At 56.4% G+C, this 16,408-nt stretch carries 17 protein-coding genes; 5 read left to right on the top strand and 12 right to left on the bottom strand.

What is annotated here, in order from left to right:
- Window positions 1-299 precede the first annotated feature (299 nt).
- A complete protein-coding gene (locus CRO59_RS07340; protein WP_003225981.1) occupies window positions 300-704 on the bottom strand; it encodes a TraR/DksA family transcriptional regulator in 405 nt (134 codons plus the stop codon).
- Between the two features lie 414 nt (window positions 705-1,118).
- On the opposite strand from CRO59_RS07340, the gene CRO59_RS07335 reads away from it, so the two are divergent.
- The 4 genes from CRO59_RS07335 to CRO59_RS07320 all read left to right on the top strand — a co-directional run bounded on the left by CRO59_RS07335 (window position 1,119) and on the right by CRO59_RS07320 (window position 7,434).
- On the top strand, window positions 1,119-2,027 hold the full coding sequence (locus CRO59_RS07335; RefSeq protein WP_007966905.1) for a MurR/RpiR family transcriptional regulator: 909 nt from the start codon (window positions 1,119-1,121) through the stop codon (window positions 2,025-2,027).
- Between the two features lie 61 nt (window positions 2,028-2,088).
- Window positions 2,089-2,694, top strand: coding sequence for a glutathione S-transferase (locus tag CRO59_RS07330; protein ID WP_097090302.1), 606 nt, complete (start codon window positions 2,089-2,091; stop codon window positions 2,692-2,694).
- Window positions 2,695-2,696: 2 nt separating this feature from the next.
- A complete protein-coding gene (locus tag CRO59_RS07325; protein WP_097090301.1) occupies window positions 2,697-3,803 on the top strand; it encodes a DNA alkylation repair protein in 1,107 nt (368 codons plus the stop codon).
- 328 nt (window positions 3,804-4,131) lie between these two features.
- Window positions 4,132-7,434 carry an NERD domain-containing protein gene (locus tag CRO59_RS07320; protein ID WP_097090300.1) on the top strand — a complete coding sequence of 1,101 codons (3,303 nt, stop codon included), beginning with the start codon at window positions 4,132-4,134 and terminating at the stop codon, window positions 7,432-7,434.
- A 207-nt stretch (window positions 7,435-7,641) separates the two neighbouring features.
- Here CRO59_RS07320 and CRO59_RS07315 read toward each other — a convergent pair whose 3' ends face one another.
- From CRO59_RS07315 to CRO59_RS07290, 6 genes are all read right to left on the bottom strand, one after another.
- Window positions 7,642-8,298: a DUF2931 family protein gene (locus CRO59_RS07315; RefSeq protein WP_097090299.1), complete on the bottom strand. Its 657-nt coding sequence runs from the start codon at window positions 8,296-8,298 to the stop codon at window positions 7,642-7,644.
- Between the two features lie 31 nt (window positions 8,299-8,329).
- On the bottom strand, window positions 8,330-8,989 hold the full coding sequence (locus tag CRO59_RS07310) for a DUF2931 family protein (protein ID WP_097090298.1): 660 nt from the start codon (window positions 8,987-8,989) through the stop codon (window positions 8,330-8,332).
- An 11-nt stretch (window positions 8,990-9,000) separates the two neighbouring features.
- Window positions 9,001-9,657, bottom strand: a complete 657-nt coding sequence (locus CRO59_RS07305) for a DUF2931 family protein (RefSeq protein ID WP_097090297.1) — start codon at window positions 9,655-9,657, stop codon at window positions 9,001-9,003.
- A gap of 11 nt (window positions 9,658-9,668) precedes the next feature.
- Window positions 9,669-10,322, bottom strand: coding sequence for a DUF2931 family protein (locus tag CRO59_RS07300; protein WP_097090296.1), 654 nt, complete (start codon window positions 10,320-10,322; stop codon window positions 9,669-9,671).
- Window positions 10,322-11,863, bottom strand: coding sequence for a DUF2235 domain-containing protein (locus CRO59_RS07295; RefSeq protein ID WP_097090295.1), 1,542 nt, complete (start codon window positions 11,861-11,863; stop codon window positions 10,322-10,324). The genes CRO59_RS07300 and CRO59_RS07295 overlap by 1 nt, the downstream gene beginning before the upstream one ends.
- A 139-nt stretch (window positions 11,864-12,002) precedes the next feature.
- Window positions 12,003-12,365 (bottom strand): DUF6124 family protein, encoded by a 363-nt coding sequence (locus tag CRO59_RS07290; RefSeq protein WP_003226001.1) that lies wholly within the window; start codon window positions 12,363-12,365, stop codon window positions 12,003-12,005.
- A gap of 502 nt (window positions 12,366-12,867) precedes the next feature.
- Here CRO59_RS07290 and CRO59_RS07285 point away from each other — a divergent pair.
- Window positions 12,868-13,407: a thioesterase family protein gene (locus tag CRO59_RS07285; protein ID WP_095136509.1), complete on the top strand. Its 540-nt coding sequence runs from the start codon at window positions 12,868-12,870 to the stop codon at window positions 13,405-13,407.
- 123 nt (window positions 13,408-13,530) lie between these two features.
- Here CRO59_RS07285 and CRO59_RS07280 read toward each other — a convergent pair whose 3' ends face one another.
- The 5 genes from CRO59_RS07280 to CRO59_RS07255 all read right to left on the bottom strand — a co-directional run bounded on the left by CRO59_RS07280 (window position 13,531) and on the right by CRO59_RS07255 (window position 16,372).
- Window positions 13,531-14,052 (bottom strand): GNAT family N-acetyltransferase, encoded by a 522-nt coding sequence (locus CRO59_RS07280; protein ID WP_097090294.1) that lies wholly within the window; start codon window positions 14,050-14,052, stop codon window positions 13,531-13,533.
- Between the two features lie 52 nt (window positions 14,053-14,104).
- Entirely contained in the window at window positions 14,105-14,704 is a 600-nt protein-coding gene (locus CRO59_RS07275) for a GIY-YIG nuclease family protein (protein ID WP_097090293.1), read from the bottom strand.
- A 174-nt stretch (window positions 14,705-14,878) separates the two neighbouring features.
- Entirely contained in the window at window positions 14,879-15,358 is a 480-nt protein-coding gene (locus CRO59_RS07270) for a GNAT family N-acetyltransferase (protein ID WP_097090292.1), read from the bottom strand.
- 13 nt (window positions 15,359-15,371) lie between these two features.
- Window positions 15,372-15,587: a DUF4287 domain-containing protein gene (locus CRO59_RS07265; protein ID WP_097090291.1), complete on the bottom strand. Its 216-nt coding sequence runs from the start codon at window positions 15,585-15,587 to the stop codon at window positions 15,372-15,374.
- A gap of 236 nt (window positions 15,588-15,823) precedes the next feature.
- Complete coding sequence (locus tag CRO59_RS07255; RefSeq protein ID WP_007966874.1) at window positions 15,824-16,372, bottom strand: cytochrome b; 549 nt, start codon at window positions 16,370-16,372, stop codon at window positions 15,824-15,826.
- Between the last annotated feature and the right edge of the window lie 36 nt (window positions 16,373-16,408).

Genomic DNA, 16,408 nt, shown 5'->3' with positions numbered 1-16,408 from the left:
GGAGCGATCCAGCGTTTTTTCGGCAACAGCACTGGTGCGGGCAAAGCCCCAACCAGAGATCCATCTCTCGTCATTTCAACACCCCACGCTTGTTCTCATTGTTGTGACTGCATTAAACGCCACTAGAACGCCATTATCCATGGTCCGTTAGTCGTGGAGTCTGCAGCAGGTCAATGGAACGACGCGCGAAATATCGCGGACGAGCAAAAGCAAAGATCGCAGCCCCGTCAGCTCGTGTAGGAGCTGCCGAAGGCTGCGATCTTTTGCAGGCGCCCCCCATTCAGGGGGCAGCCATGGAATCAGGCCTGACGCTGGTGCTTGTCGATCTGCTCGTGACGCTCTTGAGCTTCGATGCAGTACTTGGTGGTCGGGCTGATCAGCAGGCGTTTCAGGCCGATGGCCTCGCCGCTGTCGTCGCACCAGCCAAAACTGTCTTCCTTGATGCGCTCAAGGGCTTGTTCCAGTTGCGGCAGCATGCGCTGGTCGCGATCGATCGCGTTGACCAGCCAGGTGCGCTCTTCTTCAACCGAAGCCGCGTCCGCCGGGTCGGCCGGAGTGTCCAGGCTTTCGATGGCGATACGGTTTTGCTCAATGCGCTCGTGGGTTTCGACTTTCATGTTCTGCAACAGCTCAGTGAAGAAAGCGTGTTGCTCGGCATTCATGTAGTCATCTGCCGGCATGGCCAGCAACTTGTCCTTTGTCATTGATATCTCTATAAAAAAACGTGCATTAAGGCGAAATAGGGAGCGTTCCGGCGAACCGTGTCCGGTCGACGAAAAGGCATCGTTTATTGCAAACGCCACCCGGCACTCAATTTACGAAGGGGCGGCAGTCTAAGGCCCGTTTGAGGCCTCAGCAACTGTAAATACCGGGAATTTGTCCGACAACAGCCGTAAACGGGTCTGACACAGGCTTCATGGCGGTCATCGGAGTGCGTTTATAGCAAGAAATTCAGTCGAGCGGCTGTATATAGAAGACAAACGGCTAACCGCTGGTGCCTCATCGCGAATTTTTCTTCTCCCGGTGCATCGTTTCAGCCAAGCAGAACCCCAAAAGCCCTCCTAACATCAGGCACATCCCAGCACTTTGTGTGATTTGATCAGCCTGAAGGAAGACTTATGCCCCGCCCCGATCTGCCGGCCAACGACGAGCGCCCCCTCGCCAGCCCCCCGATCAATGCCGAGCGTCTGCTGCAACTGATCACCGACGAATACGACACCCTGCCGCGCCAACTCAAGCGCATCGCCAGCTACATGAGCCAGCAAAGCGACCGGATCATGGTCGACCGCATCAGCGACATCGCCCGGGAATGCGAGGTGCATCCGTCCGCCATCGTGCGCTTCTCGCAGCGCTTCGGCTTCAGTGGCTTCAGCGAAATGCAGGCGCTGTTCCGCGCCGCCTACACCCACAAAGCCTCGCCGGTACACAACTACCAGCAACGCATCCGCAGCATGATCGCCAACCAGTCGCAGCAAGCCAGCGACGGCGACCTCGCCCGCGAATGCATCGACGCCACCCGCTCCGGCATCGAACGCCTGGGCCGCGAACTCGACGACGTCGCGTTCGAAAAAGCCGTCGACCTGATCGTCAACGCCGACAACATCTATGTCGTCGGCGTGCGCCGCTCCTTCGCCGTCGCCGACTACCTCGTTTACAACTTGCAACACACTCACAAACGCATACACCTGGTTTCCGGGCTGGGCGGCAGTTATCGCGAGCAGATGCGCAGCGTGCGTAGCGGCGATCTGGTCATCGCCATCAGCTTCACCCCCTACGCCAAGGAAACCCAACACTGCCTGCGCTACGCCCGCCAGCAACAGGCCAACACCCTGATCCTCACCGACAGCCACCTCTCGCCATTGGCCAAAAACGCCAATAGCCTGCTGCTGGTGAATGAGGGCAGCGCATTGGCGTTTCGTTCGCTGAGCGCGACGTTGTGTTTGTGTCAGGCGTTGTTCGTGGCGGTGGCGTATCGACTGGAATTGAATGTGGATGAGATTCACGAACAAGCCGGTTTTGACGACTGACATTTGCCTCAGGCTCGGCTAGGTTATGCCTTCCCACCGGTTCGACTTGAAGGAACGCGTCATGAAACTGATCGGCATGCTGGACTCCCCCTACGTGCGCCGCGTGGCGATCTCCGCCAAACGCCTCGGCATCGACCTCGAACATGAATCAGTCTCGGTGTTCCGCCACTTCGAGCAATTCCAGCAGATCAACCCGGTGGTCAAGGCGCCCACGCTGATCCTCGATGACGGCGTGGTCCTGATGGACTCCACCCTCATCCTCGACTACCTCGAAGCCGCCAGCGGCAAAAGCCTGTTGCCGAGCGACCTAAAACAACGCGCCCACGCCCTGCGCTTGATCGGCCTCAGCCTCGCCGCCTGCGAAAAAGCCGTGCAGCTCTACTACGAACGCAACCTGCGCCCGGCCGACATTCAATACCAGCCGTGGGTCGAACGCGTCGAGGGCCAACTCGCCGCCGCGTTCACCGCCCTCGAACAGGAACTGGAAAAAACCGGCATGCCCACCGACGGCACCCTCACCCAGGCCGGCATCAGCCTCGCCGTCGCATGGAGCTTCACCGACCTCGTCGTCCCCGACCAGATCGATACCCGCCGCTACCCGCACATCGCCCAATACACCGCCTACGCCGAAACCCTCGAAGCGTTCGTCAGCACCCCGATGACCTGACCATGAGCAGCACCGACACCGCCGCCCCGGCGTTAAAGGAAATCTTCAACGCCGAGCGCCTGCAACACATCGCAAGCGAAATGAGCGCCGTGTACCCGGCGTTCAAGGCCAAGGCGTTTCTCAAGCACGCCAACCAAGGGCTGGCCGAACTGTCGGTGATGCAACGCATGGCCCACGTCAGCGAAAGCCTGCACGCCGTGCTGCCACTGGACTACGAAGATTCCCTCGAAGTCCTGCGCGAACTCGCCCCCCGCCTCAACAGCGGATTCGTCAGCATGTGCCTGCCGCACTACGTCGCCAGCTACGGCAGCCACGCCTTCGATACCTCGATGCAAGCACTGAAATACTTCACGACCTTCGGCTCCTCCGAATTCGCCATCCGCCACTTCCTGCGCAGCGACCTCGAACGCTCGCTGGAACTCATGCACGACTGGACCCAAGACGAAAACCACCACATCCGCCGCCTCGCCAGCGAAGGCACCCGCCCTCGCCTGCCCTGGTCATTCCGCCTGGAAGCCGTGCAAGCCAACCCGCAACTGGCCGCCGGAATCCTCGATCGGTTGAAAGCCGACGAGAGTTTGTACGTACGCAAATCCGTGGCGAACCATCTGAACGACGTGACCAAAGAGCATCCGGAATGGGTGCTGGACACGATTGAAAGCTGGCCACTGGAGAACAAACACACGGCGTGGATTGCCAAGCATGCGTTGCGCAGCTTGATCAAACAGGGCGATCTGCGCGCGCTGACAGTGATTGGCGCGGGGGCCAAGGCTGAGGTTGAGTTGCTGGACGTGCGGGTTGAGCCGGCGGTGGTTCGGTTGGGGGAAGCGATTACGTTATCGTTTACGGTGAAGTCGACGGTGGCGCATGAACAGCGGTTGGTGATTGATTATGCGATTGACTATGTGAAGGCGAACGGCGGGGTTTCGGGGAAGGTATTCAAGTTGAAGACGGTGGTGTTGGCGGGGTTTGGGGAAGTGGTTGTGGGGAGGCGGCAGGTGATTAAGGATTTTACGACGCGGAAGCATTTTTTGGGGCGGCATGGGGTTAGGGTTTTGGTGAATGGGGAGGTTTTGGGGAGTGCTGCGTTTGAGATTGTTGCTGATTGATACTGCTGATGGATTCCGCTGATCTGGCGGGACTCGGACTGATAGGGAATTACGGATGGGGCTGCTCTCGGCCAAAAGCGGTCGTTCGACTTCGTCCGCTCACGACTTATAGCTTAAATTGAGCCTCGGGAATTAGGGGGCCAGGAGGCGAACGCATAGTATCGTTTAGCCATGAGTGCGAAGATGTAGCGAAAGGTCCTAGGCGATTTTGGACCGCTATATGCAGAGAGCCCTAATCATCGGGTGCGAATGGCGATGTTGGTTGAAAAGTTAGCGCTGACCACTTCCGCATTTTTGAGGCCGAGACAAACATTTACCTGAGGCACACATGCTTTTGAGCACTATCGCCCTCTACATCGGTGCACCCATAGAGGAAGAATCTGAACGAGTAGTGCTTCGAGCTCTCCTGGCAATACTGGAGGAGCGTGCGGTTCCTGCAACGGTGTTTGCAAACCTGCACATAGGTGGTCGCCAACTCGACTTCGTTATAGGTACCGATCAGCTCACCTTGGTCATTGAGGCGAAAGGGGTCTTGCACCCACTTCGTGGAGGTTACAACAGTGACTGGACCGCATTGACACGGCTCGGGCGGTGGAAGCCCTATCGAAACGCCTATCTTCAGGCACTTCAGGCTAAGAACGTATTACGTGATGCCATGCGAGCACACGATCCCTTGTTGTCTGGGTACCCCGATGCCTGCGTGATGTTCACGCCCTCACTGCCTAACGGCTCTGATCTTCCTGCAAGCAATCACAAAGTAAGCCTCAATGATCTTGACGAACTCTCAGCGCTGATCGACCAGAATTCCACGCTCCGGTGGAGTCCTGACCGCTGGCATCATTTTGCTGAAATGCATGGCCTTCAGCGGATAACCAATGCAGAGAGCGCGTTCGACACGCGTTTGCTCGACGCGGAACGATCTCTGAATCGTTATACAAGCGCGTTTGCGGCCACCTATGGGCCGATTGCCGCACGATATGTGTCGGACATCTACGATCAGGACGGACAGAGCTGCGAGCTCGGTGACATTGAGGTCGCGCTTTCGCGCGAGCGGTCGGACCTACTGATTCGCGGCCCTTCAGGTTGTGGAAAGACGTTGCTTTCCCTGTGCATTGCCAATCGCGTTGTTGCTGGAGGTATTGTCCCTGTCTTAATTGACTGCAAGTCCTTCGACGGACAGTTGGCTGCATCGCTAGACAGCGAAGCCGCACTGCTCGACCTACGATCCGCTGCTGCCCTGATTGCTGCTGCTCGGCGTATGTCCCGGCCGATTGCGGTGTTTGTCGATGGCTACAATGAGTGTCAGGAAACTAGTAGGGTTCAACTCACAAGGGCTCTTCGCGCTGCATCAGTCAGATACAACGCGCTAATTGTAATCACATCCCAGATCGACATTGAGCGACCCGATCTCCTGCAGCTTCGACATGTCAGCGTCGGGCGGCCTGGGAATGAGCTGAAGGCGAAAATTGCGAGTATCAACCCGTCCTCAGATGCATCCCTAATTCCGCTCCTTGAGGCGGCCACCACTGGTATCGAGGCGGACCTCGTTGGCCAGATAGGGCGCGAGATTCCGCAATCTTCGAGCAGGTTCGCGCTCTTCGACTATTTCGTGCGACGTAAGTTAGGTGACTCGGCCACCGAAGGCATACGCCTTCTTTGCGCAATAGCGAAGCGACTGGTGGATCGCATGACATACAGCTTGTCCATCAGAGAGGTGGATCGGCTCCTAGCAGAACTCGACCTACCGGCCTCGACGCTGCGGCAGGCTCATAGATCAGGCGTTCTAAACCTGCGGGGCGATCGTGTGAGCCTGTGCCACGAGATGTACCGTAGCGTTTTTGCTACCGAAGCTCTCGTTCGTCAGGTAGGTTTCGATGATGGTGCGATCCTAGCCGCCCTTTCAGTGCCGAAATACGATGCCTTACGTACATTTCTCATTGGTGCTATTGAAGACGAATCGCTGCTAGCGACGATCCTCAGCAAGGTGTCTGACAGCAAGTTATTGGAAGCATGTTTACTTGGTGAATGTGGCAGTGCTGCGCGCCTTCTCATCACAGATGTGGTAGCTGCTCTTCCGGCGCGACTCACTGAGGAGGCATCGCGGCTGAGGTTTGATATCTCTGCAGAACGTTTGTGGAAGGTGGCGATCAACCCTGACAGCCTAACCACTTGGTCAGATCGCGACTTTGCGCTTCTTTCAGTGCTTGCGGCCGGGATGGCAGAAGGACGCTGGATCAAGGAGGTACTCGGCGCGGTGAAGAGGATGGATGCCACTCTCGCCGCAGAATTCCGGAGGCTGCATTCGGAAGCAGCGGAGAAACAGATCAACATTCGCAGTGGCCTGTTCGCGGTCACGTACGTGTTCGTCTCAGAGCGTGTGGGGCTCACCCGTATAGCCTCGGACCTCCATAGTGGCGCTCTCACTTTGCGCAGAGCTAGCACTTCAACTTTGGCCGCATCACTGGAACTTGCATGGCGCGACGTCGCGTCAACCGGGCAGCTTTACTTTATTTTAGCGCTATCACGCTTGGCATATGAGGTTCGGGATACCTTCGCCCAGTATGTGTTGCCGTATCTTCAGCAAGAGCGTTGGAAATTTCTTACCTATCATGTTCACCTCGACCTTCTTGACTACGCACACACCCTTCGTGAAGTCCCGGACCATATCCAACAAGGGTACGTCGAAGCACTCCAATATCTCCTGCCTGATCTGCATCCATGGTTGGCCCAGACAGCCATTGAGGCACTCAGCGGGCTGGGCGCTTTGCAAGAAGAGGAAGATCAGCACGTAGAGAGTGTTCGTCTACAAGTACGCGAAATACTGTCTTCGGAGTCCGCAGAAGCTCCCGGCGTAGCGTGGGGTTTCTACAACGCTCAATTCGACCATCCCTTCAGCAGCGCCTACATACAGGTATTTGAGGAATTGCCAGCCCAAGAGCAACTATCATTGCTGCGTCTCGCATGCGAAGGAGCTGAAGGTGACGATTTCTTTCTTAGCTCCCTTATTGATGAGCTTGCACGGCAGGGAGATCGCCTTGCTATCCCCTACATCATGCGCTGGACTCAGCTGCCATCGCAGCAGTCGAAGCTACCTCAACAAGCTATTGAAACGTTCATCGCTGCGTTCGTGGCGCTTGGCGCTCTTGCGAATGACCTACCCGCCGAAAACCTTCGATTCGGAGGGGAGCCTCGTGAGGATGCGCTTCTCGCATGTGGCGTTCTTTACCATTGGCTTCAGCGGCGGGACGCTAGCTTTGTGCTGGAGGAGTATCAGGCGGCATTGGCACTTGAGGTACTTCAGTCTAGCCCTGATGTAGCAGTAGGCGTTCTTTACACCATCTCCCGGTCTATCTCCGATTTCAAGGGACGCTCGGTTGAATTGGTACGTGCATTCCCCGATCAAACATTAGAGATGTGTCGTGCCGCGCTCCAGAGCCCTAGCATCCAGCCGGGCTATTTCGATGGGGCATTCTTTGCGGATCACGCCGAGGCACTGAGATTTGCCATCAACGTCATAGGTAAATATGGCTCTGTAGATGACCTAGTACGTCTTCGGTCGTTAGTTGACGATTCGCAATCCGCACTTACTGCCTTGAACGCGATAAAGTCGATCGAAGAGCGCAGAGAGTAAAATACTCATTGACGCAAGCATTTAATCTGACAGCGCCTAATTCCCTGCTTGTTCTACTTGCGGGACGCTTTCGTTCCCCAGAAATGTTCTGCGTCCGCTTTTTGGCCGAAAGCGAACCTTCGTTGAGCTCAGCATTGACGCGGAAGCTTTCAAAAAGGTGACTCACTCAAGGCAACGTCATTGAAAGACAGGCAAGAGAAGTGTCGCCTACCAACTCCCATACGGAATGCCGTACTTCTCGACGTATCGCTTAGCCTTCTCACTTACCGGATAAGCATAACGACCACCGTGCTTCCCTTGTTCCGGCCCCAGAGGCTCTATCGCTCCTTGACCGCGAGAAATCTCAACCGGATTTCGACATGAATCTCTAACCCATGTTTTGAGCACGCCGCCCGGAGCGAGCCCCACGTAAAGTGACGCCATAAAGCGAGCAGTTTTCTCCGGTGTTTCCGGGCAACGCTGGTGTGTTGACTTCACCATCAGTTGCCTGCCCTCTTCCGGAATTTCGATGAAGCCTTTGTAGGTTTTTTGCTCTGTTATAGATTGCCAGCGGACAAAGATCAGTTTTGGAAGATCGGCGCCTGTCACAGGCATCCCGCTCCCCGACACCGTCCCCCAACCACGGGCAGACTCTGTTCCGATATCGGGTTCTCCGCTGGCTGCAGTGCTTTTGCCAGCTCTAAAGAAGACTCTGTTATTGATGTCTTGGACGGAGCTGTCCTCTACCCAGATCTTCATGTAATTCGGCTGAACGAACACTAATTCCCACCATGGATATTTAGGGTCATTTTCGCCAGTTTCTGGGCCACTGCGTTGGCAGCCGGACAACAATAAAGCGCCCAGCAGTGCAATCGTTGCTTTCATTACGAATGATCCATTCAAGTATTTGTCACGACTACCAACTTCCATATGGAATGCCGTACTTGTCGATATACCGCTTAGCCTTTTCACTCACAGGATAGGCGTACCGCCCTTCGTTCTTACCTTGGCTCGGCCCCAGTGGCTCAATTTCCGCCTGTGCTCGCGCGACCTTGACTGGGTGATGACATGAGTCTCTTACCCAAACCTGCACGACACCGCCGGGAGCCAGGCCGAGATAAACCGATGCCATGAATCTTGCTTGCCGATCGGGAGTTCGCGGGCAGCGCTGATTGACGGACGTCACCATCAACTGCCTGGCCTCTTCCGGAATATCTACCCATGCTTGCCAGGTTTTCTGTTCGAGGATTGATTGCCAACGGACCCAGATTCGAACGGGCAGGTCTGCTCCTATCACCCTCCTCCCGCTGCCGCCAACTCCACCTGCCCACCCCCGGGCTGACTCTGTGCCATCTTCAGGCTCTCCCCCGGCAGCGGTGCCGCCGCCGGTTTTGTAGAAAATCCGGTTGTTAACGTCTTGAACAGAACTGTTTTCAACCCAGACCTTCATATAGTCCGGCTCAGTAAACGCCAGCTCCCACCATTCGGACTTCGGGTCATTTTTGGCTGAGAGTGGATCAGTTTCTTGGCACCCTGAGATCAGTAAAACGCAAAGTATCGTTATGAGTTGTTTCATTGGCTTAAGGATTACCAACTCCCGTACGGGATGCCGAATTTATCGATATACCGCCTAGACTTTTCGCTGACGGGATACGCATAGCGCCCTTGGTTCTTTCCTTGGCTAGGCCCCAGCGGCTCAACCGCTGCCTGCGCTCTGGCGACTTTGACAGGGCGATGGCACTCGTCCCGAACAAAAACTTGTACAACGCCCCCTGGAGCCAATCCCAGATAAATAGATGCGCTGTAGCTGGCCTGTTCCTCGGGTGTTTCCGGGCACCGCTGACTGACCGATTGCGCCATCAGCTGCCTCGCCTCTTCAGGCACATTCACCCAAACCTTATAGGTCTGCGGCTCGACAATGGATTGCCAGCGCACGTAAATGCGTTTGGGCAAGCCAGCGCCAATCACTGGTTTCGCAGCCGCGCCTACCGCATGCCAACCGCGCGCGGACTCTTTGCCATTCTCTGGTTCGCCACCAGCGGCTGTGCCTCCTCCCGTCCGCGTGAATAGCTTGCCGTTTATGTCTTCGACGGCACTGTCCTCAACCCAAACCTTCATGTAATAGGGTTCGGTGAACGCAAGCTCCCACGAATCGGCTTTCGGGTCGTTTTTTACGGAAAGCGGGGAGGCAGACTGGCAGCCGCTCAGTAACAACACGCATACCGCCACTATGCATTGCTTCATGGGTTTACCGCTTACCAACTCCCGTAAGGAATGCCGAATTTCTCGATATATCGCTTGGACTTTTCGCTGACAGGATAAGCGTAACGCCCTTGGGTTTTACCTTGGCTTGGTCCTAGCGGTTCGATTTCAGCTTGGGCTTTAGCCACTTTGACTGGATGGTGGCAGGAGTCTCTAACCCACACTTGTACGACACCTCCGGGAGCCAATCCCAGGTAGACCGAAGATATATAGGTAGCTTTCTGGTCCGGGGTTTTCGCACAGCGCTGGTTGACCGAGGTCAGCATCAATTGTCTGGCTTCTTCGGGTATGTCCACCCATGCGCGATAGGTCTGAGGCTCCACGATGGACTGCCAGCGAACAAAAATTCGTTTTGGGAGATCAGCGCCTACTACTGCTTTGGCAGATGCACCCACTCCGTCCCAACCTCGGGCCGATTCTGTACCGTCTTCAGGCTGCCCGCCCGATGCGATTCCACCGCCAGTGCGTAGAAACGTCTTGCCCTTTATGTCTTCCACGGCGCTGTCTTCAACCCAGACCTTCATGTAGTCAGGTTCGGTAAAACCGAGTTCCCACCATGGAGATTTAGGGTCGTTCTTTGCTGAAAGCGGATCGGCATTACAACCGGCCACAAAAAGCGTGCACAGCAGGGCTGCAAATAACTTCATTACCAAAGCGTCCAGTCAGGTACGTGAGGGTGTTTTACCCGGATTGCATCTTCCGTGGGGGCATTAATGTAAACAGCTCTGAGACCACTTCCATCTCTCCTACCAAGCGGATGATTCCAGTTGGCAGATGTGTGAATGTACTTGAGCTTGAGCATTTGCTCCTCCTCGGGGGTGGTGCGGTAGTCGCCGGAGACGAAACGATCGCACATAGGCTGGAGTTCTTCAGGAACGAAGAAGCCAGGCGTCTCGGGAATATCTTCGAAGCGAACGCCTTTAGCTTTGGCGAGTTGATGCATCACGCGCAGGCTCACTCTCGACAATAATCCACTCACCGGACGTTTGAGTTGAACGGCGGCATAGACTCGTTTGACTCGAGGACTCAGTCGATCCTGAGGACTGATCGGCATCAGCAATGGAGCTGGAGTAACTATTTCCAGCATTTCGGAAGGCCAGCCGTTGGCTAACCACTGATTTCTCACATTGACCGCATCCTGATAGATCGATGTGGTGGTGACATCCGCGTAATTGCCGACTTCTAGCGTTTGCATTGGGCTAACGAGCACGCATTCTTCAGCCTCCTCAAGGTAACCCCCGCCCACATCAGAATGCACTCCTGGCAAGACAATTTCCGGATGATCCATCGCTACTCGATTGAGAGCAAAGTTAGCCCTGCATTCGTCCCGAGCAGCCAACTGCACAACGTCGGTGAAATAACGTCGGTCGAGGTAGAGTTTGATCCCCGTTGCGACTGCACTTTTGATGTTGCCTAAATTGGACCATCCAGCAATCGACGGTACAGTGTCGAACAACCCAATGAAGCCCATGTTGATGTCGCTGTTGTATTGATCGACAAAGGTCGAACTGAAGGCATCGGACTTACTGCGGAGAATCTCGCCCAAAGGGCCTTGTTTGCCACGCACGATTTCATTGGCGAAATGTCTGGCGGCTGCCGCACCGCGACTGAAGCCAAAAGTGTCGAAGGTCAACGAAGTAATTTCACTATCGGGATTTTTATCCAATACCTCAGTGATACGCTGTTCGATCAACACGAAAGAAGATTGGACGCGCCCGGCAACACCGGTTTCGCCACGTCCTGTACCAGCGCCGAATTTACTGTCTTCTTCACCTGAACGGGTGCCTATGCCTTCGACGTAGACCATACCGGAAGCCTTCTTTCGTGGCCCCTCCCCCTCAGCGCGTCGCGGCGCCTCATACAGTTCGCTCAGCTTTTTCACGTTGCTGACATCGTTACCGTAGCTGCTATCCGGATCACTCATGTAAGGCATGCAACTCGCAGGAATATCCTGCGGCGCAATCGGATGCTGCGCACCACACAGCAACCCTGCTGCCGTGTTGTTCGCATTGTTACCAGTACCATCAAAGAAAACCCCAATCCTCAACGCAATGCCGATTTTCTCGGGCTCGCGCGCAGGCTCTTTCCCGTGTTTCTCATACTCAGCCCAACGCTGGGCATGAATATCGACGGGTTTGGCTTCTTCGTAGCGGTAGTTTTTCGGGGGGTTGGGAACGTAGCCACTCAATCCTTGATTCCTTGTTCTGATCCTTGAAGAACGGGCCGAAGGGTGACAGCCGAGGCTTGGGGGCGCAAGGCGTGGCTCTGTGCCAGCTCGGTTGAAATTGCTGGGTGCGGCGAGGGTTTGGGCTCGTCGCACCGGGTGGTCAGTGGGCGATTTCGACGTTGTCGAGGGCCTGGTTTACGGCGAGTTCGCCGAGCATGACGACCTGGGCGATGCCCAGTGCGGTTTTGCGGTGGGAGGTGTCGAGTGTGGCGGCGAAGTTGTTGAGCATTTCGCTGGCGGAGCCGAGGGTTTCGCTGGCGTTGGCGAGCAGGGATTCGGTGTCGCACTTCGGGTTGGCGAGGTACATGGGTTCGGGTTTGTGGGGGCTGGCCATGATTTGGGTGGCCGGGGACAGGTAATGGTCGAGGGCGCGTTCGGCGGCTTCGTGGAGCTTTTTCGAATCGAGGGATTCGTAGGGGGATGCGAGGTCGGTTTCTGGCGGGTTGGGTGTTGGTTTGATCATGGTGAAATTCCTAGTTATTGAAGAGGAGCCTTCACCTTCGCTACCAAACGAAGGGTGGCGGCCACACGCGGGTTGGTAGACCGGTAACTAGGACCCGGCACACCCGAAGGTGTCCTGCGCATGGCCACCATTGAGCAGCGACCTGATGAGGTCTGCGAACGGTGCGCGATGCGACTAGTTATGGCGGGCTACCAAACCCGATCACTGTTTTTCAGTGACCGACAGACGATAGAACCCGCGCTCTAGACGCACAAGCCGGCGGATTCTGGCGTACTCGTAGGCGATGGCGCAAGGCGTTGTAGGGCTTCGGTGGTAACCGCAGGCTTCATATAAACACCACGATTATTTCCTGTTTATCCGCCGGTTAAACGGGCTACCGATCCAGCATCAACCCGCAATGATCGGAATGCACTGTTCCGTCCAAAAAAGTCATTTACGCACCTACCTCGCTATCGCCCGGCTCGCTAGAGTGCAGCGCTCTTTTCAACGGGCTGACGTACTGATGAATCTGTGGTTTCGATTGCTCTGCATGCTTTTTCGCCGACCGTGGCGCAAGCCGGTCAATGCGCTGGAATCCACCGTGATCCGCATGCGCGTGTGGCCGCTGGATCTCGATTTGAATCGGCATGTCACCAATGGTCGCTACTTCACTATGGCTGACGTCGGGCGCATGGATTTTGTGTTGCGCAGTGGCGCGTTTCGGGTGGCGTTGCGCGCTAAAGCCTTGCCTATCGTTGGCGATACCTGGGGTAAATTTCGGCGTGAGCTGAAGCTGTTTGAAGCGTTTGAAATTCACAGCCGGATGCTTGGCTGGGACGATAAATGGAGCTTCATGGAGCATCGCTTCGTGAGCAAGGGACGGGTGATCGGCGTGGTGGTGATGCGTGGGCTGTTTCGTTCGGCGAAAGGCACGATTGCGCCGGGTGAGTTTGTCAGGGAGTTGGGGTTGCCTGAGCAGTCGCCCGAGATGCCGGAGTGGTTGACGTCGTGGTCGGCGAGTTGTGATCTGATGAGTCGTCAGCTTAGGGGTGAGGAGGTTTGAGTGATTGAGTGATTGAGTGGTTGGTTGATGGCTTTTATGGATAGAGTGCGGTGTCGCTTGTGCGGGCGCCATCGCGAGCAGGCTCACTCCTACAGGGGACGCGTTTCGAATGACGTGCCTTGTTCAAATGTCGTCCCGTTGGATGCGGAATATCAGACTTGGTGCTTTGCCCGGTACGTCGTCTAACTCATCGATACGGCGCATGCCGATTTTCTCAAGAACGCGGATCGAGGCCACATGATCCGGCCTGACCAGGCCGAACACTTCAGGCAACCCGAGATGGTCGAAGGCGTGGGTTAGCGCGGTTTGTGCGGCCTCTGTTGCATAGCCGTGGCCCCATGCTTCCACGGCGAAACGATAGCCGAGATTGGTGACCGTTTTCCTCAGGTAGTCATGAGCGGCGATGCCGGCGAATCCGAGGATCTGCTCAGGGGCTTGTGCGCTGCTGATTGCCCACCATCCGTAGCCGTGGGCTTCCCAGTGTTGCAGCCAGCGATTCAGCAGTGCTTCGGCTTGTGTGATGTCGGTCATGGGGCCGGCGGGGTTGAACAGGTTGGTTTGTGGGTCGCCGAAAATGGCGAAAACGGTAGGCAGGTCTGCTGGCTTCGGGCGTCGGTAGATCAAGCGTGAGATTGCTTCTGACATCATCAAACCCTTTGAAAAGTCTCAACAAGGGGCAAGAACCCCTCATCGCATATCACCGCTCTGAATCGATGTTGAACCAGGGTCGAAGGTGCCCAACCAGTTTGTCTTCGGCAAAGAAACGCTCAGCGACCGCGTTATCCGGAAAGTCATCGCACCAGGAAAACCCGATGTTGTTGTTTATCAATGTCAGGGGATCAGCTTCCCGAGGAAAAACGTGTTCGATGCCAAACCGCAACTGGCATGAGGTTGTTCGAGGCTTGGCCTTATTGTTCTGGGTTAACGGTGGGTGCGCGCGACCAGGTGTACCAGGCAAACGGTGTTCCCTCAGCCGACGCTTTAAATCGGTCGCCTTACCGACATACAAACACGGGTACGGTGCGTCTGCCGGCCACCAGTCGTGGTAACGCACATCGACATCAGAGCCTCCCGGCCCCTTCAGAATAATATGCCGATTAGCGCTCATGAGAAGCTTACGGCAGCCCATCCACCAGAATGCATAAACTCCTGCACTCGACGGTACGTTGACAGGGTGATGCCTGGAAACCAGATGCTCGATCCGGTGCACCGCTTTTGCATTGAGCATCTGCTTGGTCAGCGACTGCCAAGCCGCTGCCACCTTTACTGCTCGCGAGTCTTCTTTCAGTGTGTCCATTCTTGTTCGCTTTGTTGTTGATTCATTTACTAGGCCCGGATTAGCACAGCCCTCAACAATTGATGCGTCGCCTGGAGTGCTAGCTCGCACAGGTTCCGCGCAAGGCTCGGAAGCATCTCTGGCCGGCTGGCGTCATCGCGGGCGAGCCCGGCTCCCACAGGGATTGGGGGATGGCTATTGTCGGTGGCGGGTCATGTTGATCAGCGCCACACGCCTGCCACCCGGCGCAGCACGCTCTTCGATGGAGAACGGCACGAAGCCGAGTTTCGGGTAGAGCAGCAACCCCGCCGTATTTTCGTTGAAACAGGACAGCTGCACTTCCCTTGCCCCGTACTTTTCAAAGCCGACCGCAGTCATGGTTTCGACGATGTAGCGCGCGACGCCCTGGCCACGGGCGTAAGGTGCGACGATGACGTTGCCGATGCAGCAGACGCCGTCGTGCTCGGCACGGTAGAAGTTGGCGAAGCCGACGAACTCGCCGTTGGCCAGAAAAGCCGTGGAGTCGAAGCGCTGGCTGATCGCGGTGTGCATTTGTTCTTCCGTCAGCGGGTACTGCGCTTTCGGGAACATGAAGTACAACTCTTGAACGCCCTGCGGAAAGCCGCACAGGGTTTTGACGTCGTCGGCCGTTACGGGCCGGTGGGTGAAATTCATCGCTGCCCTGCCCTCACTTTTTGCCTGCGCCTAAATGGTGCGCGACCAGCGCGTTGGCATGGCCGTGGCCCATGCCGTGTTCTGCCTTGAGCCACGCCACCAGTTCCATGTGTTTCTTGTCGGTGATGCTGGCGAGCAGGTTCAGCCAGTGTTCGATGGGCTGGCCGTACTTTTTTTCGATGGAGGGAAAGTACGACGCCGGGCCTTTTACCTTGTTGTCTTCGCTCATGCTGCAAGCTCCCTTGGGTCACGACGGAGGGTCGGCGACGCTCCTTGTCGGCATGCCATAGAGTGGACGCGAAGTACGATTGCGGCAACTTTCCCGTCCTGCCAGACGCCACAAAAAACTGTGGGAGCGAGCTTGCTCGCGAAGGCGGTGTGTCAGTCAGCGATGATGCCGGCTGACACGACGCCTTCGCGAGCAAGCTCGCTCCCACAGGGATTGGGGGTTGAATAGGAAAGAGGTTATTCCGTGCGGCCCGGCAACATCCGAACCAGCGTGTTATCCCGCACCCAGTAGTGGTGAAACAGCCCCGCCGCCGCGTGCAAGCCGATCAGCCAGTAGCCGGCGCTGCCCAGCGTTTCATGCCAGTACTTGAGCTGTTTGGCGAAGTCCGGGTCGATGGCGACCGGTGCCGGGACGTGGAAGCCGAAGTATGGGAACGGTTTGTCGGCGGCAGCGAGCATTAGCCAGGCGAGGATCGGCGTGGCGATCATCAGCACGTACAGCGCCAGGTGCATCAGGTGCGAGATGCCGGTCTGCCAGGCAGGCGGTTTGGGGGTGATCGGCGGGCGTGGGGTCAAGCGACCGAGCAGGCGCACCCAGACCAGGACGAAGATGCTCGTGCCGAACAGGCCGTGGAATCCCATCAGCAAGCCGCGCGCTTCGCTGCCCTTGGGCATGAAGCCCTTGATTTCGACACAGGCATAGACGCCGACGAACAGCGCCAGCATCAGCCAGTGCAGGGTGATTGAGAGTTTTCCATAACGGGTGACGGCGGTGTCGCGAGTCATAACGTGCCTCGTGATTGTCGTAAGCGACGGTCTCGT

The organism is Pseudomonas sp. LAMO17WK12:I5, assembly GCF_900215165.1.
In the GTDB taxonomy this organism is placed as follows: domain Bacteria; phylum Pseudomonadota; class Gammaproteobacteria; order Pseudomonadales; family Pseudomonadaceae; genus Aquipseudomonas; species Aquipseudomonas putida_A.
The sequence above is the reverse complement of the archived record's forward strand: the minus strand, read 5'-3'. Positions and strand labels throughout refer to the sequence as shown.

Coding starts and splice junctions, on each gene's coding strand:
- CRO59_RS07340 (WP_003225981.1), bottom strand. CDS start 704: ATGACAAAGGACAAGTTGCTGGCCATGCCGGCAGATGACTACATGAAT.
- CRO59_RS07335 (WP_007966905.1), top strand. CDS start 1,119: ATGCCCCGCCCCGATCTGCCGGCCAACGACGAGCGCCCCCTCGCCAGC.
- CRO59_RS07330 (WP_097090302.1), top strand. CDS start 2,089: ATGAAACTGATCGGCATGCTGGACTCCCCCTACGTGCGCCGCGTGGCG.
- CRO59_RS07325 (WP_097090301.1), top strand. CDS start 2,697: ATGAGCAGCACCGACACCGCCGCCCCGGCGTTAAAGGAAATCTTCAAC.
- CRO59_RS07320 (WP_097090300.1), top strand. CDS start 4,132: ATGCTTTTGAGCACTATCGCCCTCTACATCGGTGCACCCATAGAGGAA.
- CRO59_RS07315 (WP_097090299.1), bottom strand. CDS start 8,298: ATGAAAGCAACGATTGCACTGCTGGGCGCTTTATTGTTGTCCGGCTGC.
- CRO59_RS07310 (WP_097090298.1), bottom strand. CDS start 8,989: ATGAAACAACTCATAACGATACTTTGCGTTTTACTGATCTCAGGGTGC.
- CRO59_RS07305 (WP_097090297.1), bottom strand. CDS start 9,657: ATGAAGCAATGCATAGTGGCGGTATGCGTGTTGTTACTGAGCGGCTGC.
- CRO59_RS07300 (WP_097090296.1), bottom strand. CDS start 10,322: ATGAAGTTATTTGCAGCCCTGCTGTGCACGCTTTTTGTGGCCGGTTGT.
- CRO59_RS07290 (WP_003226001.1), bottom strand. CDS start 12,365: ATGATCAAACCAACACCCAACCCGCCAGAAACCGACCTCGCATCCCCC.
- CRO59_RS07285 (WP_095136509.1), top strand. CDS start 12,868: ATGAATCTGTGGTTTCGATTGCTCTGCATGCTTTTTCGCCGACCGTGG.
- CRO59_RS07280 (WP_097090294.1), bottom strand. CDS start 14,052: ATGTCAGAAGCAATCTCACGCTTGATCTACCGACGCCCGAAGCCAGCA.
- CRO59_RS07275 (WP_097090293.1), bottom strand. CDS start 14,704: ATGGACACACTGAAAGAAGACTCGCGAGCAGTAAAGGTGGCAGCGGCT.
- CRO59_RS07270 (WP_097090292.1), bottom strand. CDS start 15,358: ATGAATTTCACCCACCGGCCCGTAACGGCCGACGACGTCAAAACCCTG.
- CRO59_RS07265 (WP_097090291.1), bottom strand. CDS start 15,587: ATGAGCGAAGACAACAAGGTAAAAGGCCCGGCGTCGTACTTTCCCTCC.
- CRO59_RS07255 (WP_007966874.1), bottom strand. CDS start 16,372: ATGACTCGCGACACCGCCGTCACCCGTTATGGAAAACTCTCAATCACC.